This is a genomic window from Candidatus Mycoplasma haematohominis, from assembly GCF_902712995.1.
Taxonomy (GTDB): domain Bacteria; phylum Bacillota_I; class Bacilli_A; order Mycoplasmatales; family Mycoplasmoidaceae; genus Eperythrozoon_B; species Eperythrozoon_B haematohominis.
On the sequence record NZ_CACTIB010000008.1, the window covers coordinates 146,648 to 173,424 of the forward strand.

A 26,777-nucleotide genomic window follows, 5' to 3' on the forward strand; every position below is an offset into this window, starting at 1 on the left:
TTAAATGTTGTTCGATTTATGGTTGATTGAATTTCTTTGTTGTCTGCTTTATTGGGGGAGAATAATTACAATTCTACTTCTAATTTAGAGATACCTGTTGATTTGCATATTTATGATACCTATTATGGGTATCATGACTCATACAAATTCATAGATGAATATTCTTTCGATAACAAAATATTAATTTTTGATCAGAAGTTACACAGAGATCAAAGTAGTTCAAACAATCACGGTTTAGAAAATATCAAGTATTTAAATAAGACTAGATTTTTAAATAGAGAGTACCAGAAAGAAAAACATCATAGAGATCATAGGATAGATTGGACTAATAACAATGGAAGAACAAACTTAAAAGATATTCTGAGATTAGATCTTACAAAGAAAGATATTTTTACTCCTATAGCGAAGAATATTTATCTTGATTATTCTCACAAACACTCTTCTAAGATTGATTTCTATTCTTTCTATTTTGATAAAGGCGATGAAGATAATAAAGTTTGAAAACTTTCTTTTGGGAAATTGAAGTCTAACAAAAAGACTCTTGAGAATTTATATACATCAGGAGTAAATATAGATCATAGTTCTAAATGTAGTTCTGCTACTAGAAATTATCATAGGTCTCAGATAAAAAATTTTTATTTTGAAGAAGAGGGATTTGAAGGTGTATGTGAACAGTTAGATATTGCTTGGTACAACATAAATTTTCCTAGTCAAAAAACTTTATGGTCTACTCCTTATGTCGCCTATAAATATACTGAAACTAATTATTGAAAAAAATCTTGACATTATTTCATTCTTGGGCACTTATTAGAGAATCAGGGAAGGAGCAGAAACTTAATTCAGAACTCTAAAGATAACCATATCTGATTTGTAAATTATGATGATGTTTTTTCTTTAGTTTTTGAAGAGGGTAAATTTAAGCTTAAGTTAAATGAGTTTTCTGAGTTGGTTCAGAAATTGAAAGAATCTGGGAATAATAAAGAAAATACTCAACTTGTTAATTTTTTAAAGGTATCTTCTTATCTAGATTTCAAGGTTTCTTATTTTGATGGAAATAAAAAACAAGAAAAAGAGTTTAAGTTCAAAGATGTATTAGAAGACAAGGCTGTTTTTGTTGAGTCTAGTAACAAAAATGTCATTTCTCAAGCTTCATTATCTGTTGTTCCGAGTGATAAAAATAAGGTTTCTCTAGTAGATTTTACGAGCTATAAATACAAGATTAATTTAGATAATTTGGCCATCAAATCTAAGATATTTGATGATGTTTATTTTGATGTAAATTTAGCTAATCAATTGTTCCCTTCTGAATTATTAGATGTTGAAAAATTAAATTCTTTGTTTGTTTTTACTTTTGATAATGAGAAATATAAATTTAGTTCATCTTCTGATGCAATTAAACAATTGGATATTAGAGGTTGGATCAACGATTGAGATGGAACTGCGCAAATTAGTTATTTGTTTAACAATAAGAGACATACATATAACTTGAATGATATGCAGAGAATGCCTAATTTAGATGGAATTTCTTTAGAGGGAAAAAATATAGAAGATATTCAAAGTCAATTAAAGGAAAGATATTCTGATGTTCCTTCTTATTTTTGGGGAATGATTAAATACAAACCTAGACTCTTAAATTATTTTTCTAATTCAAATATTAAGTTAGATATTGAATATCCTAAATTTCATGATTCTGCTTTAGTCAATATTGTTAATAGAAAGGCTTGGGAGGTTAAGAGGCAGAACATAACTATTCCTAATACTGAAGATGTTTTTCCTGTTTTGAAGAGTAACTTAAGTAAATATGATCAGATTTCTGATTTGTTTTACTTAAATGAATATTCAGCAAGCGCAGGACTTAAAAAATCAGACTACAAATTTGAGATTGCTGATGTTTCAGAAACTCGTATGTTGATTGATGTAACCCTTGAAAAATCATCAGAAAGAATTGATAGGTTCAAATCAATGAAAGAAAAACCTTACAAAAGATACACAGTAGATTTAGAGAATGTGTCTAATAAGCTAGATAAAGATAAGAAAAATAAGGATGAAAATTCTTATTCAGGTATTGAAAATGGAATTATGTGAGGTGCTGGATCTATATTCACTTTAACTTCTTTCCTGATGCTTATCAAGAAATTTCCTATTTTGAAATCTAAATTTCTGAAATTTAAAATTATGTAAAATTAATTGATAGGATGGCAGTTTCACCTAGGAGAGTTTCAAAATCTAGAAAGAAAATGAGGAATTCTCATGTAGCATTAACGCCTACTCAGTTGGGCGTTTGCTCAAACTGTTCTAAGTATATTAGATCACATGCAGTCTGCAGTTGCGGATACTACAAAGGAAAAGAAATTATTAGGAGAGGTAGTTATTAAGACTACAAAGGAAGAGGAGAAAGAGTCTGAGAGACTTTCTACTCTTTTTAGGAAGTATAAGATAAAGCAATATTTTTGAAGAAATTACAAAGACACTGAAAGACTTAAATCTTCGGTTTTAATTGTTGTAACTACAATAGCCGCAATAATACTAGGAATAATTTTTTGTGGTTTGGTTCTGTAGTTTTAGGAGGTGTACATAATCTTTAGAAATAAGGCTATAGAGAAAGATATATTAGCGGGCTTTTTATCTTTTTTAGCTGGACTAATTTTCTTTTTTGAATTATTAGTAAGTATCTCAATTAATTTTTCTTTTAAGGCTTTAATTGAACAATTAGGAAAAATTACTTGTCAGAGTAATTTATTGGCTTTTTTCGTAGCTGCTTTATACTGCGTTAATCCTAATCATAGAGTTTTTAGAACTAATTTTTTACCTTTAGCTGCCGCTACTTTAATTTGATTTGCTGGATTGGGTTTTTGAATCTTGTTGTTTCCTATTTATTACATTGATTTAGGTAGTTTTTTGATTTCTCCTGAGAATATGGAGCAATCATTTGTCTTTGTATTTTTTTCAATATGAAATCATACTGTTACTCCTTTTTTCTTTCTTATATTTTTCTATTTCTTAAATAAAAAGAAGAATCTTTGACATTTGATTCCTATTAAGACCAAGAATTTGATTTTGGTTCTTCATCTATATGAGATATTGTGAGTTTCTTGAAATATCTTTATTAGTTTGCTTGGGGATATATTCCCTACTTATGGAATCCTAACTAACTTCAATCCCTATACTAAATTTGAGACAGACGATTTTTCTAACTTATTTAGTATTAGATTCTTGATAGCTTCACATCTTTTCTGTTGATTCTTATCTTTAGCTATTGGAGTTATTTTTTCTTCCGTGGCTATTAAATTTAGAGCAATGAATTTTTACGATTTAACGGGATATACTACTGTGAATACTGCTGATAGGGTTTGAAGATAAGAAAGTTTTTTAAAACTGAAAGTCTTCGTCTTTAACTTCTTCTATTTTTGTTGGTTTTATGTAGCCATTTCCTTTAGAGCTAAAGAAATCATGATTTTTAGTTGTTGTTTTTAATCCGTTAAATACTATTGAGCTGATATCTTCAGCTGTTGTATCATATTCTTCCTTTAGTTGTAAGTTTTGTAACGCTTTATTGGCGTTGTATTCTAAAAATTTTTTTACTTCGTCTACTAATCCTATTTTGGTATATATTTCTTTCGTATATTCGATTTCATTTTCCATCAGTTCTTTTAGTAGTTCTCTAGCTTTTTTATCAAACATAGCTTGTTTTTCTGGATTTCAAGTTTTGTAGATTTCGTTTGCTAAAAGTCCTATATATACACCGTGTATGGCTTCATCCCTAATTATTAAATTTATTATCTCTCCGCTGTTGACCATTAATCCTTTTCCTGAAAGGAGGAGAATGTAATAGAAACCGGAGTAAAAAAGAAAACTTTCTAGGAAAACAGATGCTACCATTGCCATGTAAAGTGTTTCTTCATTTTCTATAGTTTCATAGTATTTGACTACTATAGATAGTTTTTTTTGTAAGTGAATTTGTTTTTCTGATCATGCAAATAGTTCGTCTATTTCTTCTGTAGTGCATAGAGTTGAGAAGATAGAAGAGTAACTTTTGGCGTGCATATGTTCCATCATGGCCATGAATTGAAGAACAGCTACAGTGTGATGACTTTCTATAGCGCTAGCTATACTGTTCATCCCTATAGTTCCTTGGTGAGTATCTAGAAGAGTTAATCCTACTAGTACTTTTTTGTAAACATCTCTTTCATCTTCAGACAGTTCATTTCAGACTATCTTGTCTCCGCTAAGAGGTATTTCTTCATCAATTCAAAATTGTCTAACGTTTTGGTCTCAAAACGCTTTTGAATACGTATCGTCTATTTTGTTTCAGTTTACGCCAGTAAAGACAGGTTTTTTGCTTTTAAATATCACTTCTGATAAGAGATTTAATTTTCACTATGATTAAATTTTACGGTTTGTTATTTTTAAAACAATTGAAGTTAAATTTTTTGAAATTTGTATTGCTAAATAATCTATGAAATTAGTTTATGCTTCAAGAACTAATAATATTGAGAGGATAGTTCAAAAGTTGAATTTGCCTGAAGAACAACTTTTGAATATATCGAATGGATATTCAGGAGTTATTAACGAAGAGTATTGTTTATTTACTTATACAGATATGTTGGGTTCAATACCAAAAGTAGTTGATGATTTTTTAAAAATTAATCATAAATATTTAAAAGGAGTAGCAGGAAGCGGCAATAGAAACTTTGGAGCTAATTTTTGTTTAGCTGCAGAAAAAATATCTATAAAGTACGGAGTTGAATTATTGGCTAAATTTGAATTAGCAGGAAGTGATAAAGAGATAGAAAGATTCAAAAAAAAATACAAAGAATTATTTTCTTAAATTCTTTAAATAAAGATTCTTCGAGAGCGTCGAATTAACTTTGACACACATAAAATACTACTTGAGAATTTTCATTTTTTTATTATTGTTTAGGGGTTATGGAAGGGGATAGGTTGAGAAAGTCCTTGGAGTTAAACAGCAGGATAACTCTTAGAAATTCTGATGGTTTTTTTAGGTTGGAATATGACAAGGAAGCCATTCAAGAATTCGAATCTTATGTAAATGAAAATTTAGAGATAGATTTATTCGGTATAGACAAGATTAAGTGATTGATAGAGAATAATTTTTATGTTGAAGATTTGATGCAGGGGTATGAGGAAGAGCAAGTTAAAGAGATAATTGATTTTGTTTATGGTTACAAATTTAAGTTTTCCAGTTATATGGCCATTAAGAAGTTTTATGATAGCTATGTTCTTAAGACTGATGATAAGAAGAAATTTTTAGAGAAATATGAAGACAGAATAATTGCATGCGCTTTATTTTTAGGAAAAGGTAATTTTGCTTTCGCTAAGAGGTTAGCGAAGGTAATGATTGAGCAGAAGTATCAACCAGCAACTCCTAGTTTTTCAAATGCAGGTAAGAAAAGATCTGGAGAGTTGGTTTCTTGTTTTTTATTGGAAATGGATGATTCTATAAATTCCATTAATTTCATTATTTCTACTTCTATTCAATTGTCAAAACTTGGCGGAGGAGTATCAATTAATTTGAGTCGTTTAAGAGCTAGGGGGGCAAGAATTAAGAATATAGCTGCTGCAGCTTCTGGAATAATTCCGGTTATGAAGATACTTGAGAATGTTTTTGATTATGCAGATCAGTTGGGACAAAGAAGAGGTGCAGGAGCTGCTTTCTTGAATATTTTTCATATGGATGTTATTGATTTCTTGGACTGTAAAAAAATTAATGCAGATGAAAAATCTAGGATTCAAACACTTTCAATTGGTTTGATAGTGCCTGATAAATTTATTGAACTTTGCAAGAAAGGCGAAGATCTTTATATGTTTGAGCCGCATTCCATTTTTAGAAAATATGGGGTTTCTATATCAGATATAGATATGAACGAATGATATGAAAAGTTGGCCGCCGATAAAGACGTTATTAAGAAATCTATTTCTGCTAGAAGTATGTTGAATTTGATAGCTCGTATACAGTTTGAATCTGGTTATCCTTACTTAATTTTTGTAGATACGGCAAATAAAAACAATCCTCTTAAAGAGATTGGAAAGATAGGGATGAGTAATCTTTGTACAGAGATATTTCAAATACAGGAGGTTTCAAATATTAAGGATTATGGTGAACCAGATGATATTAAGTATGATGTTTCTTGCAATTTAGGATCTCTTAATATTCATTCTCTTTTTGAGGGAGATAAGAATTTACAGGAAGTGGTTGATGTTGCTATGAGAGCACTTACAGCTGTTTCCGACATAACTAAGATTGTGAATGCTCCTGGTGTTTTAAAAGCTAATAAAGAATTACATTCTGTTGGATTGGGAGCTATGAATTTGGCTGGATTTTTGGCCAAAAACAAAATAGGTTACGATGATCCTCTTACTATAGAGTTTGCTGATGTTTTGTTTGCTGCAATTAATTATTACTCTATATTGTCTAGCGCAAATATAGCTAAAGAAAGAGGGCAAACTTTTAAGGGTTTTGAAAAGTCTGAATATGCTAATGGAAATTATTGGAAGCAATATTTAGAGAATGATTTCTTGCCTAAATCGCAAAAGGTTAAGGAATTATTTGAGGGCATGAAGTTGCCTACGAAAGAGGATTGAGCAAATTTAAAAACGTTTGTAGAAAAATATGGTTTATTTAATGCTTATAGAATGGCTATTGCTCCAACTCAAACTATTAGTTATGTTCAGAATTCTACTTCTTCTGTTGGACCAATAGTGGATTTGATAGAGACTAGGTTGTATGGGAATTCTTTAACTTATTATCCTATGCCTTTCTTGGATAAGAGTACTCTTTTTTATTACAAAACAGCTTATACCCTTGACCAGACAAAAATAATTGATTTGGTTTCTACTATTCAGAAGCATGTAGATCAAGGTATTTCTACAATCTTGTACGTAACCAATAAAACTTCAACCAGAGAATTAATTAAGTTGTATTTGTATGCTTGAAATAAAGGATTGAAGTCTCTTTACTATACAAGAACTAAGAATTTAGAAATAGAAGAGTGTATTGCCTGTTCAGTTTAAAAGTTGTTCTAAAAAAGGATTAATAATCCAGTTGATTGTAACATCTAGGGTAAGTAATAGCATCTTTTATGTTTTTTAATCCGGTAGCGTAAAGAACTAGTCTCTCAAAGCCGCATCCAAATCCTGCTGAAGAGTGATATCCATATCTTCTTAGTTGAACATATCAACTTAAGCAATCTATTGATATTTCTTTCTCTCTAGCTTTTTGTTCTATTAAATCAAGAGTACTTTCTCTTTCTGACCCTCCCATTAATTCCCCTACACCTGGAACTAATAAATCTACTGAACTTACTACTATTCCATCTACTTCTTTCATGTAGAAAGATTTAATTTTTTTAGGATAGTTGTATACGAATACTGGCTTATCGAAAGTTTCAGTTATATATTTTTCTTGTTCTGAACTCAAGTCATCTCCAAAACTTACTTCAAATGAACCTTTCTTCAGGATCTCGATTGCGTCTTTGTATTCTAATCTTTCGAAGTCTCTTTTAACTAGGTGATCTAGTTTCTCAAGAAGCTTTAAATTATCTGGCAGTCTTTCGCTTAAGAATAGTAATTCTGTTTTGAAATCTTTCATAATTCCTTTTATTACGGTTTTCATGAAATGCTCCATTATGTGCATCAATTCGTTTAGATCACAAAAGGCTATTTCTGGTTCTATCATTCAGAATTCGGCTAAGTGGTTAGATGTATTAGATTTTTCTGCTCTGAAAGTAGGTCCAAATGTGTAGACTTTGTGCAAGCCTAAAGCTAACGCTTCTGCATGAAATTGGCCACTAACACTTAACAAAGCTTTCTTTTTGAAAAATTTTTCTGAGTCAGAAATTACGAATGCTTCTGCTCCTCCTTCGCAGTTATTTCCAGTTATTATTGGCGCTTGTATTCAGAAGAAACCCTCATCATAGAAAAATTTATGAATGTAATGGTTAAGACCATTTTTTATTGCGTTAACGGCTGTGAATATGCCAGTTCTATGTCTTATGTGCGCTATTTCTCTCAAATATTCAAATGAATGTCCTTTCTTTTGAATTGGAAATTCTTCTGATCTTCTGATTACTGTTAATTTGTCTGCAGCAAACTCATAGTCTTGTTTTTCTCCTTTTGATGCAACTACTTTGCCATGGGCTTCAATAGCACTTCCTATGCTTATATCTGTTATTGGTTTTCTATAAGTTATCTGTAAGTTTTCAAACGTACTTCCATCGTTTATTCTGATGAAAGAAATAGTTTTTCCGTGTAATTGGTGACTTTTTACTCAACCTCTTATGGTTAATTCTTCACCCAACTTATCTCCTTTTAGTATTTTCTTTATGTTTATTAGGTGTTCTGTTGTATGTGACATTTCAATCCTTTTTTACAAATGTTAATTTTGTTTTTCTTGCTATAAATATTTTCTTTTAAAAAAAGCAACACTTATTATTCTCCTAATTGTTGCAATATTTCTTCCTCTGTAAGTATTTGTATTTCTTTTTCTTCTGCTTTTGCCAATTTAGAACCAGCTTCTTCACCTGCTATCAAGATATCTGTATTAGAGCTGATATTGTTTTGTATTATTGCTCCGTATTTCTTAGAAAGTAGTTTTGAGAATTCATTTCTAGGTTTACTTAGTTTTCCTGTAATGACTATTCTTTTTCCAGTAATAAAGCTTTCTTTTATAGTTTCTTTAGATGGATTAAATTCTGTATTTTTAAATAGCCCGAATTCTTGTAGTTCTTTTATAAGTTGCCTATTTTTTTCCTGATTTATTCAATTGAATATAGATTCAGCTCCTTTTTCTCCAATTCCGGTAACTTGTCTAAGAGATTCTATATTTGTGTCTAAAAGAGCGTTTATATTTGGATAGATCTGACCTATATTTTGTGTCGCTTCTTCCCCTATGAAAGTTATTCCTAAACCGAATAGAAGGTTGGTTCATTCTCTATCTTTGCTTTTTTCTATTGCTTCAATTAGGTTATTAAAAGACTTTTCTTTTATTTTGATATCTGCCTCTATTATTTCTTGTTTTTTGTCTTTTATTTTGTAGATATCTGTTATTTCATCGAGTATTCCTAATTTGTGTAACTTAACTATTATGTGAATGCTTAAGCCCTCTATATCTGCCGCTTCTCTCGAGCATCAGTGAGCTAGTCTGGCATATTTTTTTTCTGTGCAGTTTTCATTTACACAGAATTGAGTAGTTAATTGTTCTCTTTCTTCTAATAAAGATTCACAACTAGGACATTTATCTGTGATTTCTCATTTTGGTAAATCTTCTTCTCTTTTTTCTTTGTTGTACCCTACTATCTTTGGAACTACTTCGCCTGATTTGTAAATTGTTACGTAATCTCCAATTCTTAAATCTAGATCTTGTATGTATTTAGCGTTATGTAATGTTGCATATTGAATTACGCTTCCTTCTATTTCAACTGGCTCTATTTGTGCTGAATAAGTAATTTTTCCTGTTCTACCTACTGTTGCAAATATGCTTAGCAATTTACTTTCTTTTATTAGTGAAGGATATTTGTAGGCTACAGCTCATTTAGGAAATTTACTTGTATACCCTATTTCATCTAATATTCCTAGATCGTTTACTTTTATTACTAGGCCATCATAGGGTATGTTTGATTTAGATTTGTTTTCTCCAAAATCCTTTATGTATTTAAATATTTCTTCCTTGTCTGAAAGTACTATTAATTTTTCATGACATTCAAAACCTAATTTTCCCAGCGTTTCTAAAACTTCACTTTGTTTTTTTAGACCTAAAGATTCTGAATTTAAGATCTGATAGGCTCTTAGTCTTAATTTTTTTCCTTTTATTTTTCCTGCTTCCTTTAGTCTTAGGGTTCCGGCTACATAGTTTCTGTGGTTAGCAAAAGTTTTTTCTCCTGAATTTTTTATTTTTTCAAAATCACTTTTAGTTACATATATTTCTCCTCTTATTATTAGTTTTTCTGGAATTGGCTTTTTGCTTAATATCCTTAAAGGTACGGAATCTACATAGATTATTTTGTTTGTTAGATCCTCTCCTTTTTTTCCATCTCCTCTACTTAATGCTCTTTTTAAAAAGCCATTTTCATAGAATAGGCTTATTGAAGCTCCATCTATTTTTGGTTCGAAAACATATTCGAAATTTTTGGCAGAAGTTATTTCTTCACAATGAATAAAAAATAAGTCTAAATCTTCAAAATTAAATATGTTGTTTAGAGATAGCATAGGAATTTCATGTTCAACATTTATTTCTCCTGAGTTATAGAAACCTACTCTTTGGGTGGGGGAATCTGGAGTTATTAATTCTGGGTTTTGCTTTTCTAGTTCTATTAATTCTTTTAATTTGTAGTCGTATATGTCATCACTCTCTAAATCTCCTAAACCTGAGTAGTATGCTTCCTCTAGTTTTTTAAGCTCATCTCTCAGAGTTTTTATTTTTTCTTCTAGTGTAGACATGTTCTAAATTTCAATAAATAAATAATAAATGTATGAAGGTGATAATTGCTTTGTCAGGAGGTGTTGATTCTGCAGTAGCTGCATTTTTGTTGAAGAAGCAGAATTATGAAGTTATTGGAGTTCATATGCAAAATTGGGATGTTGAATTAAACGAAGGTTTGATTAGAAGTGAAAAAGGCTGCAGTGGGAAAAGGGATTTAGAAGACGTAAAAAGAATATGCGATACATTGAATATCCCTTTACACGTGTACACTTTTGTTCCTGAATATTGAGAGAAAGTATTTATTCCTTATATAGATTCTCTTGAAGAAAATCTGAATACTAATCCCGATATTTTTTGTAATTATCACATCAAATTTGGGGTTCTGTTTGATAAGGTTGTTGAGGATTTTGGAAAAGACATAAAGTTAGCTACTGGCCATTGAGCAAAAATAATACAGGAAAATAACAGGTATTATTTAGGCGTTTGTTCTAATAAGTTTAAAGATCAAACTTATTTTTTAAGTGCGTTGACAGAGCAAAAATTATCTAAAGTTATCTTTCCTCTTGCGGAATTTACTTCTAAAGAAGAAATAAGAGAAATAGCTAAACAAATAGGAATTTTTACTTGAGATAAAAAGGATTCTGTTGGCATTTGCTTTATAGGTAAGAGGAATTATCGAGATTTTTTAAGTAATTACATAGAAGAGAAAGAGGGAAATTTAGTGGATATTGAAACTAATGAAATTTTGGGAAAACATAGAGGAACTCATTTATATGTATTACATCAAAGGGAGGGTTTATTTTTGAAAGGATATGAGGAGAAATATTATGTTTGCGGAAAAGATGTGGAGAAGAATATTGTTTATTTGTGTAGAAAGTCAGCTATTCCTAAATACTTACATAAGTCTTTAACAAGATGTAAAAAATTACATTGAATAAATAAAGATAAGAAATTAAATATTGGTGATGATGTTTATGTTAAGGCTAGACATAGTCCAAAATTTTTTAAGGCAAGAATTTTGGAAATAGATGATTTTGAGTGTCTTATGGAGCATGAAAAAATGTATGTCACTTCTCCTGGCCAGGCTATTGTTTTTTACGAGATGGGAGATTCAATTAAGTGTTTAGGTATGGGAATATACTTTGACCATAAATAAAGATTTTGCAAACGATATTTATAAGGTTTGTGGATGCTATGATTTTGTTTAAAGTAGGGATTTAAGTGATTATTTTTAGTTCTTGATAAAGTCTGAATTTTTGTGCTTGTTTGGCACTTGTAAAAATAAATTTGATTTTTAAAATCAGAACTGTTTGGTAATGGAATGGACGGCAAAAAAAGTAAGAGAGACTTGAATTAATTTTTTTGAGAAGAAAGGGTATAAAGACGTATCTAATAGATCCGTAATACCTCCACCTTCTGATAAATCGCTTTTATTTATTAATTCAGGCGTAGCTGCTATTAAGTCTTATTTCTGTGGGGATATTAGTAGACCTGGAGATAAGTTGGTTAGCGCGCAGAAGGTAATAAGAACAGGGGATATAGATTCAATCGGAGAATCATTTAGACACCATACATATTTTGAAATGCTTGGAAATTTTTCTATTGGCAATGCTTCTAGAAAAGAAGCAATAGAATTGGCTTGAGAGTTGTTGACCGTTGAATATCAGATAGATCCTTCGAAACTTTATGTAACTGTTTTTGAAAAAGACGAGGATGCATACGAGGTTTGGAAAAGTATTTTTGGAAGCGAAGAGAGAATAGTTAAATGCGGAAAAGATACTAATTTTTGGGATATGGGTGTAGGTCCTTGCGGGCCTTGCACTGAAATTTACTATGACAAAGGGGAAGAGCATGACTTAAATAAAAAAGGCTTAGATTTACTGAGATACGACATTGAAAATAATAGGTATCTTGAAATTTGAAATTTAGTATTCAGTGATTTTTTGAATGTAGATGGAGTAATAAAAGAATCTCCTACTAAGAATCTAGATACAGGGGCTGGTTTGGAGAGGTTATTGGCTATTTTGCAGAATAAATCAAATAATTTTGAAACCACTCTTTTTCAGCCGATTATTGATTTTTTGGTAAATGAAACTGGAATTTCAGAACGAAAAAAATTGTGGGCGTCAGCAGATTATTTTCGCACTTCATTTCTATTGTTGAAAGAAGGTGTCAAGTTTGGAAATAAAGGTAGAGAGTATGTTCTTAGGAAGATATTTAGAACAGCTTATTTATCAATACAAAAAGATTCAAGTTGGAAAGCAAATTTCGGATTTTTTTTATCTTTAATAAAAGTTATTGATGAGACTTTGAATTTTTATCCAAGTTTAGATGAGCATGAGTTGAAATTTTTAGCCTCTGAAATGATGGTTGAAGGCCATACATTGCATGTTATTCAAGATATATTTCAGAAGTTTTTGATAGAAATTCTGGATAAATATGAAAAAGAAATTCCTGCACAGGAGGTATTTAATTTAGTTACTAGACACGGCTTATCTTTAAATATGGTTAAGACCGCTTTGTCTCAGCAAGAGAGAGTATTTTCGGAAGAAGAATATGAGAAATTATGAGTTGAACATAAACAGAAATCTTTTAATAAGAAAATTACTTCTGCTTTTTCTAAACAGGCGCCAGACTTGTTGTTGGAGTCATTGCCAACGAAATTTAATTATCGAGCAGAATCGATAGAGACAAAGATTATTTGTGCCTATGATCAGCACTTTAAGAAAGTAGAGGATATAGAAAAGGTTCTTGTTGGATCAGAGATATATGTTGTTTTGGAAGAGACGGTTATTTTTCCTGAAGCAGCTGGTCAAGTTAGTGACGAAGGTTCTATTTGAGATATTTCTCGTAATTTTTGCGTTTCTATACAAGAAACTATTAAAGCCCCAAATGAGCAAATACTTCATCGAATAGTAGTTCCTGATTTTGATAATTGAAAAAGTATTATTTCTAGTTCATTTGTTCTATTGAATATGCCTAGGAGGTTGAAAATTGAGAGGAATCATACATCAGAGCATTTGCTTTATTCAATATTAAAAAAGAAAATTAATTCTGAAATTACCAGGCATTCTGGGATGAAGAATGATCAAGTTTTTAATTTATCAATTCAAGTACCTTCTAAGGTTCAAAAAGAAAATTTTGATTTGTTTTTAATTAATGATGAATTGAACAAAGCAATTAAAGAATCGATTGTAGTTAATACTTATTGAGGAAATTTACAACAAGCGAAATCAAAAGGAATAGTAGGTAAATTTGAGGAAATTTATGAGAAAAATTATGATCGTTTGAGATTTGTAGATATTGGAAATTATGGTACTGAGTTGTGTATTGGAACTCATGTTGATAATACTTCTCAAATAGAGGAGGCTTTGATTGTTTCTTTTAAGAAAGAACAGAAAGATATTTATAAGTTTGAAGTAATAACTGGACAAGCAGAAATTGAGTTGTTTTTAGCTTCATCTGAAATTAAGGATAAGAATAAATTTTTAGATAATTTGCAGAATAAGGAGAAACTTGAAAAGGAAAGACTACAGAAAGAAAAAGAGGCTTTTTTAGAAGATAAGAAAATGTTACTTGAACAACTTTTGAGCTCGGAAGAGTCTTTAAATAAAGTAAAGATTTTGGAAAAAGAAACTAGATCTGATGTGGCTATGGCTACTTTTAAGGATTTAAGGAATTACATTCAGAATCAGATAGTTATTCTCTTCTTTAAAGAAGGGGAAGGATTTAGATTTTTTGCTGCTAGCAACAATATAGATTTGAATAGTTTGTTTGTTAAATTGAGAGAAGTAGGGTGTAAGTGCGGCGGAAGTTCAAATTTTGGTAGTGGTATGTTTTATGGAGAAAACTTTAAAAACTTATTGATTGAATTTTTAAGATAGAGATTGTCCAGGAACAGAACAGTATCTTCAAGCGTCTTCTTTTTCTTGAAGGCTTGGAGATGTTTTCTTATAAACCAGATAACAAGCCCTGTTTAAGGGAGAATTTAAATCGTACGCTCCAAATCCTCCATCTATATTTTTAAAAAGATTGCTCTTTGGAGTTGTGCCTTTTCATCTGTTTTCATAAGACCAATTTCATCATCTTTTATTGTCTACTTTTCTTTCTTCTACAAATGAATCGCTTTTGCTTTCTGCTCAATTAACTTTTGAATTACTACTATTTCTGGTCTTAAGTCCTTCGTAATTTAATACAGGTATTTTGTTTGAGTAAAGATAACCTACCCCCCCTATTAATGCCGCAATAATTCCTCCTGTTCCAAGGTAGATTTTTAGTTTGTTGTTAATAGCCATATTCGGATTAAGAATTTTAAATTTTAAATAGGCAAATAAGAGATCAAAATTAAGATTTAACTTAGGTTACTTAAATTAGATGGCAATAGGAGAATTAGAGAGAAGGCTTTTGTTAGCTAAATCTACTCAAGAGGCTTTAGATGTTAAAAAAAAATGAAATGATGAGTTTATATTGCCTATTCAAAATCAGTTACTTGCAGCTTCTAATGAAGAAAAAAGAGATATCGGGAAGAAATTAAATGTTCTTAAGAATCAAGGGAATGAGATATTTAATCAAATTAAAAATAGATTGGAATTAGGGTTAAGAGTTGAAAAAGTTAAGAATTTGGATTTGTCAGTATCTAATTACGACTTTTTAGATTCTTCTTTTAATCCTCTTTGCGCTATTAGAAGTCAATTAATAGAGATATTTAATAATCTAGGTTTTTTTATTGAAAGCGGGAAGGAGATAGTTACTGTAGAAGAAAATTTTGAAAATCTAAAAGTTCCTGATGATCATCCTTCTAGATCTCCCCTTGAAACTTTTTATATAGATTCTGAAAGGTTATTGAGACCTCATTGTACTGTTCATTCGATTAACTATTTAAAGAAAATAGATAAGAATCTTGAGAATGTTAGGTTAGCTACTATTGGATCTGTTTATAGAAGAGATGATGAGACTTCTAGACATACTCATCAGTTTTCTCAGTTAGATTTTTTGTGATTGCAAAAAGGACTTACAGTTTCGAACTTAAAAAATTTTTTGGAATTCTTATTTTCCTCTTTGTTTGGAAAATCTAAAGAGTTTAGATTTAGAAATTCTTATTTTCCTTTTACGCAACCGTCAGTTGAGTTAGATATGAGGTGTAATTGCGGAGAAGAGAGTAATTGCTCTATATGTGGAGGTTCAGGTTGAATAGAGATTTTGGGCGCTGGTTTGTTTAGAAGAGAAATATTGAGTGAAGCTGGTTTTTCAGAAGAATATGAGTGTTTGGCAGGAGGATTAGGTTTAGAAAGATTGGCTTTGATTAAGTATGAGATTTCAGATATTAGATATTTATATGAGAATAATTTTGAATTTTTGAAGTGTAATTGTTTAGATGATTGTAAGTAGAAATTTGCTAGCAGAGTTTTTTCCTGCTATTAAAGATTTTTCTTTAGAGGAAATATCTAAGGTTTTTTTTAGAAGCGGAATTGAGGTAGAAAAATGTGAGAAGATAGTTGCTCCTAGTGGGATTTACTATGGCGTCATTGAAAAAGTAGAAAAAGTTGGAAATAGTGATAAATTGAATCTTTGTCAGGTATTTATTCCTTTTAAAAAAGAAAGATTTAGTATTGTTTGCGGAGCTAGCAATGTTAGAGAAGGAATAAAAGTTTTGGTTGCTCTTCCTGGAGCTAAATTACTTAATGGAGATTTTGTTATATCTGAGAGAAAATTTGAGTCTTGGGGGATTGTTTCTTATGGAATGATTTGTGGATATACAGAATTGTATAAATCAAATTTATTAAAGGCTATATTTGAAAATCCGTTTGAAAAGGGACAGATAATAGAATTTTCTGAATTTTGAGACACTTCTAAGCCATTTGAACCATCCGATCTTTGGTTGGATGATTGAATTTTTGATTTATCTATACCAGCTAATAGAGGGGATTTGCATTCTGTTTGAGGTTTATCTAGAGAGCTTTGTAAATTGTTAGGAAAAGGTAAAAATGATTTGAAAAACGGAACTTTTTATCAAGATTTAAAAGATATTTGATTTTTGAAGAGAGCTTTATTAGTCAATAATCAGAGAGAAGTAAGTATAGATAGATATTTGTATTTGATTTTTAATGAAACCAATGGAGAAAGTAAGTTGTTAATTAGGAAGAAATCAGAGTACTTTAAAAAACTGAGAGATTGCTTTTTGAAGAAGGAATTATTAGAAGATTTTGAATTTAAGAAAATATCTATTTGTAGGAAAAGAATTTTTGATTTTTTAGGGCTAGATAAAGAATGTGAATTCAGAGGAGATTTTTTCGTTTTGGAAGATGATTATGCTTTAGTTCCTGAATGAAGAGTAGATATTCAAACCGAAAGAGATGTAGTGGATGAAATTGTTTGTTTTATAGGTTGAGACAATCTAATTAGCAAGCCTATTTCAAGTTCTATTGGGTTGTCACATTTAAACAAAAATCAACAGATATTGGCAGTAGAGAAAATAAGAGAGTTATGAAGAAGTTTGGGTTTTTATGAGTGTACTACTTTTAATTTGCATAGAAAAAATATAGACGAAATAAGTGTTAATAATCCTCTGTCAGAAGAACATGTTTCATTGAGAAAACATGCTTTGTTTGAGTTGTTGGAAGTTATTAAAAGGAACTATAGAGGTAAAAATGAATTGAAACCTGTTTTTGAGATATCTGAAGAACAATTTTTAAATAGAGAATCTAAATGAATACTTAATGTTTTGATTCCTGAAAAAAGAGATTTGTTTTTATTGGGGGAAACAAAATTAGCATTTGATTTGTTCGATATTAAAGCTTTAATAGAGAAAACATCTAGGTATTTGAATTCGAATTTTTGTTTTTTAAAGAGCGAAAATTTTGATGATCTTTTTAGCAAAACTAATTATTTAGAAATACAAGAAAATCAAATGAAGATTGGTTCTTTGGGATATTTAAAAACTGATTTACCTTTTAATGTGTGAGGCTTTTACATGGAGATTTTTTTCAATCCTTGCAAAAAAAATAAAACTTTTAGAATTTCCAAGTATCCTCCTTCATATAAAGATATTTCTTTGGAGATAGATAAGTCTAAGAACTTGAGTATAGGAAAAATAATTGGAGAATTAAGAAGTAAATATCTAGTTAGCACAAGAATAGTGGAGAAATATGAAACAGAAGATATTCTTAGTTATTTAATAAGAATTAAATTTCAGTCTTATGAAAATACTTTGTCTGGCGAAGAGATACAGCAAAGTATAAGTGAAATTAATCAAATACTTGAGAAAGTAGATGGAGTCAAGCTCAGGTAATGTTAGGCTGAAGAGTATCTACAGAGAAAAAGAAGCAACAGGCAGTTTCTAGATATTTAAGGCATAAATCAAATGATAAATATAGAAAATATTCTTTTAGGGAATTTAATGAAGGATATTTGATTTACAAAAATTCTTTGAATCCTTTCGTTCGAAAAACACTTAATTTATTTAGGTTATTAATTAAATGAATAATAGATAAAAGAAATGAAAATAGATTTGTTAATAAAAAAATATTTGCTGAAATTGGTTTGCCGGAAGATACTGATTTAGATAATCTCGATGCCTTTTACAGAAAAGAATTTAGAAAGAAGAAATATATCTATTTCTTCAAAGATAAACCCCACAGGGATTTGCGAGAACCGCCTCAATTCTTGTGCGAATACATTCCTAAGAAAATTCAGTCTAAGTCTAAAAAATCAGCCTCAGACTTTTTTAAGACATTTGAAAAGTAATTTCCGAAACTTATTTGTTGAACTTGATGGGAAACCAGAATTCCTGCCAGGAGAAGCAGAGGTTACTAGTTGTTTGTGCGATTATCATAAAAAATACAATGCTAGATTGTTCGATAATTTTAAGAGCTGAAAAGATGACTTTATAAGTCGCGAAGATAAATATCAGAAAAAATGTAGGAAACAAACTTATAGGATCATTAAGAAGCTTAATTCACAGAGAAGAGAGTCTAAATATATAAAGAATTCACCTGGTTATTTAATAGAAGTTAAAGGGGCGTCTAAGTGGTTTTCTAACTCAGTTTCTCTGCAAAATGTGAAAGTTTTGCATGATATTAATCTGAGAATAAAAGAAGGAGATTTTGTTGTTGTTTTAGGTTATTCGGGTTCCGGAAAGTCTACTCTGCTGAATATTCTTTCTGGAATAGAAAGGCCGTCTAATGGTCAAGTAATAGTGGCTAATCATAATTTGATTGCTTTATCTGCAAAAGAATTAACTCTATTTAGAAAAGATAATTTGTCGTTTATTTTTCAGAGTTATGCATTGCTCCCTGAATTGACTGTTCGAGAAAATATTATGCAAGGCGCTTCTCTGCAAGAGAATGTTTATAAAAGACTGGATTTGGATGAATTGGTTGAATTAATAGGAATTGAAGATCATTTAGATAAGTATGTAAATCAGCTTTCTGGCGGGCAACAGCAAAGAGTAGCTATAGTCAAATCAATTATTAAAAATCCTAAAATTTTGTTTGCTGATGAGCCTACTGCCGCTGTTGATGAAGATACAGCTAAAAACATTCTTAAGGTCTTTAAAGATATAAATCAAAAATATAAAACAACTATTGTTCTGATTACACACAATCCTATTATTTCTCTTATTGCTACTAAGAAAATAAAGGTCGCTAAAGGAAGAATAATTGAATGTATAAATCAACGACCGGTTGATATAGATAATTTACCTTGAGTTTCTGCTAAAAAGGATGCATAGCGGGATTCGCTATTCCTTGAAGGAATATTTATTAAGTCAATCAGTTAAGAAAAATCATTATCCATTCGGATATTGAATTCGAAATAAAAATTTATTTATTCAAATTTCTTTTTGATTGTGAGCTTTATGAGCCATATTGGCTATTTTTTCTATTTTTCTTCCTGTTAGTAATCAACAAAAGTTAGGTAGAGGGGTTATTGTAGTTTTTGAAACAGTATTTCAATACATTGTTAGGCTTTTAGGAAGCGATTCAGATGTTGTTAGTTCGGAAGATAAGGTAAATATTTCTCCTCCTTTTTGGAATTACGAGGCTTATTTATTTTTGTGTTTAACTATTTCAGTTATTTTTATAGGTGGTTATTGTGTTTTTTTGATTAGGAATTTTTTAATTGAGTTAGAGTCTTTGATCAAAAGAAATACTGTTTCTGCAGACTTAAGGCTTAAATTTTCTTTTTTTAGTAAGTGAATACATTATTTTTGAATTTTCTCTTCCCTTCTTACTGCTTGAACTGCTTTTTGTTTGTTGTATGTGCCTAAACCTAGCGGAAATGATATTTTTACTTTTTTATATAAATCTTTAGACGTTGATTCCAATAGTTTAGAGAGTACTAGGGTTTATCACAGAGATTTAACTAGTACTGGTTGAGTTACAGCAGGTTTAAATATTTTTTCAGTAGTTATTATTGTTGCTCTTTATTTCAAATATTCAAGAGAATTATTCAAAGGAAAACAATTCTTTTTTAGTAATTTGAGAATGGAGGAAAAAGTTAGTTCTGATGTTTTTATAGATCCTGTTATTAGTAAGGAAATTCTTAGATCTATGAGCATTTCTTCTAAGGAAGATTATGAAAAAAAGAATGATGAAGGCTTTATTGCTCAGTTGAGGGGAGTGAATAAATATTTTCACGTTAAGAATGAAATATTTCATGCCCTGAAAGACATAAATTTGGAAATTAGAAAAGGAGAATTTATTGTTATTTTGGGTTATTCCGGTTCTGGAAAGACAACCTTATTGAATATTCTCTCTGGAATAGATAGACCTACTACAGGGTCATGTGTTATAGCCGATTGCGATATTACTAAGATGGATGATAATGCTCTCAATTATTTCAGAAGAAAGAGAATTGGATATATATTTCAAAATTATGCTTTATTGCCTAATTTAACAGCTGCTGAGAATATTGCGATCGCGCAAGGCATGGATAATCCTTCTTTGAAAGAAAGAGTTAAGAATGTTTATTCACATATGCAAAAGGGTCAAATAAAAAGTAAGTTTGATTTTTTTAAGGAGTTATGCAAGGAGATTTTCTTATCTAAAGGAAATAAAGATGAGCTTTATTACATGATGGAATTTTTAGGTTTAATGGAACATAAAGATAAGTATCCTCATCAACTTTCTGGAGGCCAACAACAAAGAGTTGCTATTACTAGAGCTTTGATTAAAAAGCCACAGATTCTATTAGCTGATGAACCAACAGGAGCTATAGATCACGCCATGACTAAATCTATTCTTAATTTTTTCTATGACATCAACAAATATGCTAAAACTACGGTGATTGTTATTACACATAATCCTCTTATTGCTGAAATGGCTAAAAGAGTGCTGTATGTGTCGGGTGGTAGGATAGTTAAAGATATTGTTAATTCAAATCCTAAACACCCTTTAGAAATAGAGGGGTTGTAAAATAAAAGAGGCACCGAATAACAAAGGAAATATAGTTCAGTAGTAGAACACTCCCCTGATAAGGGAGAGGTCGGTGGTGCGATCCCGCCTATTTCCACCATTGTTCGGGGGGGTAGCTCAGATGGAAGAGCACATGCTTTGCAAGCATAAGGTCGTGGGTTCGAGACCCATCCTCTCCACCATTTTTTAAGGATTTATTCGTCCTCCAAAAAGAATTTATCTTCGTATTCTAGAGAGAATTTGATTTCAAAGTTGTAAGTGTATTCAGCATTTATTTCTCTAAGTGCGAATTGAACTTCTGCTTTCATAGCATTCAATCTGTCTCCGTGAAATTCACTCAATTTAATGAATATGTGTATGTAATTACCAGCATTTTGAGTTTGTACTTTTTCTATTCAAGGAATAACTAGTAATTTGCTTTCAATCATTTTTTTTCTTTGATCTATTAATTCGTTTTGTCTTGGTCGAGCTCCTTCTCTTCCTGCTGAAATTTTGTCAGCTACTTTTACTATTTTTGCGTAGTAGGTGTTAGCGCTTACTTTTCCATGATGAGATTCGATTGCGTTAATTATGTATTCTTCTAATCCGACTCTTTTGGCTATAGCTATTCCTTTTTCTACGTGGTCTTCGAAGTTAGCTATAGCTTTTCCTATGTCATGAAAAAAGCCGGCTCTCTTAGCTTTAACAGGATCTAATTCCATTTGAATAGCTATATCGGCGCATATTTGTGCTACTTCCATACTATGTTCAAGTATGTTTTGGTTGAATGAATAAACATACTCTAGAGCTCCGACGTGTCTAGCTAATTCTTCTGAAATAGGTTCTTCATACTTAAGAAATTCAGAAAGGGTTTTTTTTCCTGCAGCAATACATTCCACTTCTCATTCTTTGCATACTTCGTCATAAATTGATTGCATTTTTTCTGGATTTCATTTTCCAAGAGCCATTAATTTCTCTATTAACTTGCATGCCTTATTTACCTTCTCTGCATTGTATTTGCTGATAACTATAGTGCTAGTCGGTTTTTCTTCTTTATCTAGTTCCATATCAACACCAGTTGTGTTGACAAATATTTGTTTGTATTGACCTTTTCTGCCTAATAATTGACCTATGGTTTCTGTATTGAAATTTGGAAATTTAGAGAGATTTATTTTCTTACAGCATCTGTCTATAGGCTGCTTTATCTTCATGCATCCAATAGAATTTCATAGTATTTTTTTGTAGATCTGTTTCTTGCTTTCCTCTATATATTTTTCGTATGAACTTAATTCTTTTTGTACGTCTGGATCGTTTGATCAATCAAGTATCTTAGTTTTTTTTCTAATATCTTTAATCATGTACTCAGTAATTTATGAAGATGACGAATTTTTAATAGTTAATAAGAGGTCTGGGGTTTTAGTGCACAAAACTAAATTTGAAGAAGAGAATAATCTTGTTGATGAAATATCCAAAGATAGAAGAGAAAGTTACTTTTTAGCGCACAGAATTGATAAATACACTTCTGGAATAGTCCTCTTAATTAAGAATAAAGACAATCTTAAGTCTATTCAACAACTTTTTTCTGAAAATAAAGTAGAGAAGTGCTATTTGGCAATTGTTTCAAAAGAATTACCAGCTAAAAAAGTGAAAATAAGTTTGTCTCTTGGGAGAAGTAAAACTAATAAACTGATGTTTTCTAATCGAAACGCTAAAAATTATAAACACGCGATAACCGAAGTACAAGAAATAGATAGTAAATTTGTTTTTGTAAAGCCTATTACCGGTAGAACTCATCAAATTAGATCTCATTTGCATGATATTGGCTGCACTATTTTGAATGATCCAGTTTATTTGAAAGATAAAAGTCAGGTTTTTAATTCTGAGTTTGGTCAGTTTTTACATGCTTATAGGTTAAGCTTTAGATGTCCTTTTAGTGGTTCTTTTATAGAAGCCAAAGCTCCTCTTCCTGAAGAATTTGTCGCTTTGTTAAAAGAGATGAATGTTGATTATTCGAGTTATGAATAGAGTCAATAGGAGTATAGATCTGTATATATTTCATGGTCTTGAAGATGTAATCTTTAGTTTTTTTGAAGGAGAGAAGTTATTGAAGTGAAAAAATGTGAATAAGAAACAAATAGGAGAAAAATGGGTAGAGAGTTTTGAAATTTGTATGAAGAAATTGGGTATTGGCCTTGAAGATATAGAAGCGATTTACCTAAATAGTTCCTTTTCTACTTGGAATGCTTCGAGGTTGATAACTATATTTGTTAAGACTTTGACAACCTATAGAAATATAAATTTTTACATAAGAGAAGAGTCACAAGATAAGCTAGACCCAAATGTCGCTTTAAAATCTTTTTATAAAGATAAGAAAAACTTTAAGTCTGTACAAGAACCAGAAAGTATCGTACCTCTTTATAAAAAGTGTCCAAATATAAATATTTAATTGTTACAGATTTAGACGGCACTTTGCTTAACAGCAAAGGGGAGCTTAGTCCTCTAACAGTGGATTATGTTCGTAAGTTGAACAAAAGAGATGATGTGTTTTTTTCTTTCTCTACTGGAAGGTGTTGAAGAGATTCTGAGAAGATATACAGGGAACTTGAGCTTAAAGGATTTGTTTCTTGTTGTAACGGAGCTTTGCTATATGATCCTGTTAATGATATTTCCGTTTATTCTTATTTGTCCGAATTAGTTTGAGAAGGTGTTTTATCTAATGATGATTTTTTTAGAGATTTCTTAAAAGGGGATGTTCTTTCTGATAAAGAAAATATAAGTTTTGATGCTTCGACTGATAGAGTTGATCTTATAAGGAGATTGAAGGAGTCAAACGGCAATGTTTATGGCATTAAAACTTATTTTCGACAATTAGGAACTTCAGAAGATCAAGATAATGTCGATAAGAGATTGATGTTTTTAAAGTCTTTTGAATTACCACCTTATGTAACAATTTATTATTATGCTCATAATAAAACCATAAATATTGAAATACAGGCAGATTATGTAAGTAAAGAAAAAGCAGTGGAGTTTTTAAGTAATTACTATGGAGTAAATTTCAGAAATGTTCTTACCTATGGAGATCAAATTAACGATTTACCAGTAGCAGCAGGAAAATCTTTTTGTACATCTGTAAAAAATGCTATAGATTTAATGAAGTTTAAGTCAGATAAAGTATCTGAGTTTACTAACGACGAGGATGTGGTTGTCAGAGAGATAGATTTATTCTTGAAAAAGGCGGGAGTTTTATAGTTATTTATGTTGTCGGGAAAAATTGAAGAGCACAATAAACGTGCGATGAATCAGCGAGATAAAGATAGGAATCATTTTTTAAAGCATTTTCAGAATTTAGTTCTTCAATTTGATCACATTATTGTTTTCCACCACAATAATCCTGATGGAGATTGTTTAGGAAGTTCTTTTGGTTTGCAGGGTATCATTCATGCAAACTATCCGAATAAGAGAGTTTATGTTGTTGGTTCTAACCCTAATCAGCTTTATTCTTGGATGACCATGAAATTTGATAATTTGATTAATTATGATTTTGATTTTTCAAATGCTATGGCCATCATATTGGATGTAGGCCAAAGCAGCAGAATTGATTGTTTTAATAAGTTTTTCAGAAATAGTAGAGTTTCTTTTGGTGCGGTTGTGAAGATAGATCATCATGATTCTGTTTCAGATTTCCACGTTGATTTGTGTTGAGATGATCCTACTTACGCTTCTACTTGTTGTCAGATAGTTCAATTGTCCGAATTTTATGGTTGGAAAATGCCTCCTAAAGCTGCTACTTTCTTGTATATGGGTATTTGTTCAGATAGTCTTAGATTTTCTATTGATAGTGTAGTCCCTAGAACTCTTATATTAGCTGCTAAAACTTGAAGAAATGGAGCTAATTATGTTGACATTCATAGAAGGTTAAAGAGTAGATCTTGAGAACAAATTCAATTATCTAATTATTTGATAAGTAAGGCTATTAAGACAGAAGATGTGATTTATGGAATTGTTACATTGCAGGATATGCAGAAATTCAAAACTACTCATGTTAAATCTATGGTCAATGTTTATGAACATATTGATGATTGTTGAATTTGAATGTTGATGGTTGAGCAACCAAATGACATTTTCGAGGTAAGTATTAGGTCTCTTAATGCTAGTGCTAAAGATTTAGCTACTAAGTATGGCGGAGGAGGCCATGAAAATGCAGCTGGATGTAGGATTACATTGGATCAGATACAAGATTTAGTAAGTGATGCTGAATATATGGTTAAGACCGTTAAAGCTGAGTTGTATTATGAAAGTAATTTGAATAGGGAGGATAAGGATCCTGAAGAGGCTGAGAGAGTTAAACAGGTTGTGGCAAGAAAGAATCCTGAGGTTGTTAGAGATGCGAAAAATTTACTTAAAGATATTAAGAAGGAAAGAGAGGCAGGAGTTTATGATGTAGAACAGAATCCAGATAAAGATCTTGAACTAGGAATAGGCGAGAGGTTTGTTTCAAAAAAAGAAGTTGCAAAAGAATAACCAAAATTTCTACTTTCTATCTGTAGATTCGAGTTCTTCTTCGTGCAAAGTTTGTTTAATTAATTCTAGAACTGGAGAGATTGATTTTCTTTTTACTGAATCTATAAATACTTATTTTCCTAAACCTGGCTGAGTCGAACATGATGGAGATGAGATTTATGAAAAATTATTGTTATTACTTCAGAAAGCTGTATCTATAGTATCTAGGGAGAGAATTATAGGAATAGGAATTACTAATCAGAGAGAGAGCGTAATAGCTTGAGACAAGAACACTCTTAAGCCAGTTTGTGCAGTTATCTCTTGACAGGATTCTAGAAATGAAGATTTTTTGCATCGGTGAAGAGATAAAGAGGAGTTTATTAAATCTAAAACTGGGTTGTATCTAAATTCATATTTTTCTGCTTCGAAAATAGATTGAATAATTAAGAACATAGATTTTTCTTGAGAGGATATTAGATTTGGAACGGTTGATACTTGATTGATTGCCAATTTAACTGGAGGAGCAGAATTTGTTACCGATGTTACTAATGCCTCAAGAACTATGTGTATGAATTTAGAGAAAGAAATTTGAGATTTGGATTTATTAGAGATGTTTGGAATACCTCTTTATACTTTGCCAACAATTAAGCCTTCTGGAAGTTATTTTGGATCTTGAAGAAAGATTCCAATATTGGGAGTAATTGGGGATCAACAGGCTGCTCTTTTGAGCTTAGGTTCAAAGCCTGGAATTATTAAGTGTACATATGGAACTGGCTTATTTGTTCTTATAAATTCAGGAAATAAGAGAGTTTATGTCGATAACGCTTTAACTACTATAGGTTGAAAGATGGAGGGAGAAAAAACTGTTTATGCCTTAGAAAATGGTTCTTTTGTTTGCGGAAATATATTGACCAAATTGAAGAACGGTGGATTTATAGATAACTATTTAATTGAAGACAATACCATTGTGGATTGTATTTATATTGAGCCTATAGATGATAGGTTGTTTATTTTTGATAAGAAGAAATGAAAAAAATTGTCGGATGGAATAGATTTGAGTAAAGATAGAGGGGAGATAGTTTTTAAAGCTTATTTAAATGGTTTGGCTTGTTTGACTAAAGAAATGTTGAAGTGTTTTCAAGTTTTGGATTTTGATTTGAATGAGATATATGTGAATGGTTTAATTTCTACTTCTGATTATTTGAGAAAAGTTCAGTCTTTGATTTTGAATAAGCAGATAATTGCTTCTAAAGATGCTTTGGATAGCGCCTTAGGTGTTGCATATTTAGTTGGCTTATATAGCGGGATTATTACATGGGATCAAATACATGATTGGAATTCATTAGATGTCAAAACTGATTATCCTATTGATGATTTTTCTGCAACAAAAACTCTTGAAATGAAGTGAGAAAAATACAAATCTTCTTTATAATTATTTACAGATATTA

At 30.7% G+C, this 26,777-nt stretch carries 23 protein-coding genes and 2 tRNA genes; 20 read left to right on the forward strand and 5 right to left on the reverse strand.

The window, feature by feature from the left end:
- Window positions 1–18 precede the first annotated feature (18 nt).
- The 4 genes from H6411_RS01485 to H6411_RS01500 are packed head-to-tail and all read left to right on the forward strand — an operon-like array spanning window position 19 to window position 3,360.
- Window positions 19–2,181, forward strand: a complete 2,163-nt coding sequence (locus tag H6411_RS01485; RefSeq protein WP_216082875.1) for a hypothetical protein — start codon at window positions 19–21, stop codon at window positions 2,179–2,181.
- A 56-nt stretch (window positions 2,182–2,237) separates the two neighbouring features.
- On the forward strand, window positions 2,238–2,375 hold the full coding sequence (gene rpmF, locus H6411_RS01490) for a 50S ribosomal protein L32 (protein ID WP_439647231.1): 138 nt from the start codon (window positions 2,238–2,240) through the stop codon (window positions 2,373–2,375).
- A complete protein-coding gene (locus H6411_RS01495; protein ID WP_216082877.1) occupies window positions 2,314–2,559 on the forward strand; it encodes a hypothetical protein in 246 nt (81 codons plus the stop codon). The genes rpmF and H6411_RS01495 overlap by 62 nt, the downstream gene beginning before the upstream one ends.
- Before the next feature lie 9 nt (window positions 2,560–2,568).
- Complete coding sequence (locus H6411_RS01500; RefSeq protein WP_216082878.1) at window positions 2,569–3,360, forward strand: hypothetical protein; 792 nt, start codon at window positions 2,569–2,571, stop codon at window positions 3,358–3,360.
- A 9-nt stretch (window positions 3,361–3,369) separates the two neighbouring features.
- Here the strand turns inward: H6411_RS01500 and nrdF are convergent, their stop codons facing one another.
- Window positions 3,370–4,353 (reverse strand): class 1b ribonucleoside-diphosphate reductase subunit beta, encoded by a 984-nt coding sequence (gene nrdF, locus H6411_RS01505; RefSeq protein ID WP_246307718.1) that lies wholly within the window; start codon window positions 4,351–4,353, stop codon window positions 3,370–3,372.
- 103 nt (window positions 4,354–4,456) lie between these two features.
- On the opposite strand from nrdF, the gene nrdI reads away from it, so the two are divergent.
- Both nrdI and nrdE read left to right on the forward strand, forming a co-directional pair.
- The gene (gene nrdI, locus H6411_RS01510; RefSeq protein ID WP_216082879.1) at window positions 4,457–4,828 is read left to right on the forward strand and encodes a class Ib ribonucleoside-diphosphate reductase assembly flavoprotein NrdI; all 372 of its coding nucleotides are present in this window, start codon (window positions 4,457–4,459) and stop codon (window positions 4,826–4,828) included.
- A gap of 98 nt (window positions 4,829–4,926) precedes the next feature.
- Window positions 4,927–7,032, forward strand: a complete 2,106-nt coding sequence (gene nrdE / locus H6411_RS01515) for a class 1b ribonucleoside-diphosphate reductase subunit alpha (RefSeq protein ID WP_216082880.1) — start codon at window positions 4,927–4,929, stop codon at window positions 7,030–7,032.
- A 19-nt stretch (window positions 7,033–7,051) separates the two neighbouring features.
- Here nrdE and asnS read toward each other — a convergent pair whose 3' ends face one another.
- Window positions 7,052–8,374 carry an asparagine--tRNA ligase gene (gene asnS, locus H6411_RS01520; RefSeq protein ID WP_216082881.1) on the reverse strand — a complete coding sequence of 441 codons (1,323 nt, stop codon included), beginning with the start codon at window positions 8,372–8,374 and terminating at the stop codon, window positions 7,052–7,054.
- Window positions 8,375–8,448: 74 nt separating this feature from the next.
- Window positions 8,449–10,455: an NAD-dependent DNA ligase LigA gene (ligA, locus tag H6411_RS01525; protein ID WP_216082882.1), complete on the reverse strand. Its 2,007-nt coding sequence runs from the start codon at window positions 10,453–10,455 to the stop codon at window positions 8,449–8,451.
- Window positions 10,456–10,487: 32 nt separating this feature from the next.
- Between ligA and mnmA the strand changes: the two genes are divergently transcribed.
- Both mnmA and alaS read left to right on the forward strand, forming a co-directional pair.
- Entirely contained in the window at window positions 10,488–11,594 is a 1,107-nt protein-coding gene (mnmA, locus tag H6411_RS01530; RefSeq protein WP_216082883.1) for a tRNA 2-thiouridine(34) synthase MnmA, read from the forward strand.
- A 160-nt stretch (window positions 11,595–11,754) separates the two neighbouring features.
- On the forward strand, window positions 11,755–14,322 hold the full coding sequence (gene alaS / locus H6411_RS01535) for an alanine--tRNA ligase (RefSeq protein ID WP_216082884.1): 2,568 nt from the start codon (window positions 11,755–11,757) through the stop codon (window positions 14,320–14,322).
- Here alaS and H6411_RS01540 read toward each other — a convergent pair.
- Window positions 14,314–14,733 (reverse strand): hypothetical protein, encoded by a 420-nt coding sequence (locus H6411_RS01540; protein ID WP_216082885.1) that lies wholly within the window; start codon window positions 14,731–14,733, stop codon window positions 14,314–14,316. The genes alaS and H6411_RS01540 overlap by 9 nt on opposite strands.
- 79 nt (window positions 14,734–14,812) lie before the next feature.
- Here H6411_RS01540 and pheS point away from each other — a divergent pair, with 79 nt between their 5' ends.
- The 7 genes from pheS (at window position 14,813) to H6411_RS01570 (ending at window position 21,032) form a co-directional block, all read left to right on the forward strand.
- Window positions 14,813–15,826, forward strand: coding sequence for a phenylalanine--tRNA ligase subunit alpha (gene pheS / locus H6411_RS01545; RefSeq protein ID WP_216082886.1), 1,014 nt, complete (start codon window positions 14,813–14,815; stop codon window positions 15,824–15,826).
- Between the two features lie 4 nt (window positions 15,827–15,830).
- Window positions 15,831–17,726: a phenylalanine--tRNA ligase subunit beta-related protein gene (locus H6411_RS01550; protein WP_216082887.1), complete on the forward strand. Its 1,896-nt coding sequence runs from the start codon at window positions 15,831–15,833 to the stop codon at window positions 17,724–17,726.
- A complete protein-coding gene (locus H6411_RS05855; protein ID WP_246307719.1) occupies window positions 17,726–18,181 on the forward strand; it encodes a hypothetical protein in 456 nt (151 codons plus the stop codon). The genes H6411_RS01550 and H6411_RS05855 overlap by 1 nt, the downstream gene beginning before the upstream one ends.
- Window positions 18,171–19,166, forward strand: a complete 996-nt coding sequence (locus tag H6411_RS01555; protein WP_246307720.1) for an ABC transporter ATP-binding protein — start codon at window positions 18,171–18,173, stop codon at window positions 19,164–19,166. Before H6411_RS05855 ends, H6411_RS01555 begins: the two co-directional genes overlap by 11 nt.
- Window positions 19,167–19,281: 115 nt before the next feature.
- Window positions 19,282–20,850, forward strand: a complete 1,569-nt coding sequence (locus H6411_RS01560) for an ABC transporter ATP-binding protein (RefSeq protein WP_246307721.1) — start codon at window positions 19,282–19,284, stop codon at window positions 20,848–20,850.
- Between the two features lie 25 nt (window positions 20,851–20,875).
- A tRNA-Ile gene (locus tag H6411_RS01565) sits at window positions 20,876–20,950 on the forward strand.
- A 6-nt stretch (window positions 20,951–20,956) separates the two neighbouring features.
- Window positions 20,957–21,032: transfer RNA gene (locus H6411_RS01570), tRNA-Ala, on the forward strand.
- A 12-nt stretch (window positions 21,033–21,044) separates the two neighbouring features.
- Here H6411_RS01570 and H6411_RS01575 read toward each other — a convergent pair.
- A complete protein-coding gene (locus tag H6411_RS01575; protein WP_216082890.1) occupies window positions 21,045–22,187 on the reverse strand; it encodes an HD domain-containing protein in 1,143 nt (380 codons plus the stop codon).
- Between H6411_RS01575 and H6411_RS01580 the strand changes: the two genes are divergently transcribed.
- The 5 genes from H6411_RS01580 to H6411_RS01600 are packed head-to-tail and all read left to right on the forward strand — an operon-like array spanning window position 22,186 to window position 26,761.
- Window positions 22,186–22,854, forward strand: a complete 669-nt coding sequence (locus H6411_RS01580; protein WP_246307722.1) for an RluA family pseudouridine synthase — start codon at window positions 22,186–22,188, stop codon at window positions 22,852–22,854. The genes H6411_RS01575 and H6411_RS01580 overlap by 2 nt on opposite strands.
- Window positions 22,829–23,275, forward strand: coding sequence for a hypothetical protein (locus H6411_RS01585; RefSeq protein ID WP_216082891.1), 447 nt, complete (start codon window positions 22,829–22,831; stop codon window positions 23,273–23,275). The genes H6411_RS01580 and H6411_RS01585 overlap by 26 nt, the downstream gene beginning before the upstream one ends.
- Window positions 23,254–24,078, forward strand: a complete 825-nt coding sequence (locus H6411_RS01590) for an HAD-IIB family hydrolase (protein ID WP_216082892.1) — start codon at window positions 23,254–23,256, stop codon at window positions 24,076–24,078. Before H6411_RS01585 ends, H6411_RS01590 begins: the two co-directional genes overlap by 22 nt.
- A gap of 6 nt (window positions 24,079–24,084) precedes the next feature.
- Window positions 24,085–25,350: a DHH family phosphoesterase gene (locus tag H6411_RS01595; RefSeq protein ID WP_216082893.1), complete on the forward strand. Its 1,266-nt coding sequence runs from the start codon at window positions 24,085–24,087 to the stop codon at window positions 25,348–25,350.
- Window positions 25,337–26,761: an FGGY family carbohydrate kinase gene (locus tag H6411_RS01600; RefSeq protein ID WP_216082894.1), complete on the forward strand. Its 1,425-nt coding sequence runs from the start codon at window positions 25,337–25,339 to the stop codon at window positions 26,759–26,761. The genes H6411_RS01595 and H6411_RS01600 overlap by 14 nt, the downstream gene beginning before the upstream one ends.
- The last annotated feature ends 16 nt before the right edge of the window (window positions 26,762–26,777 follow it).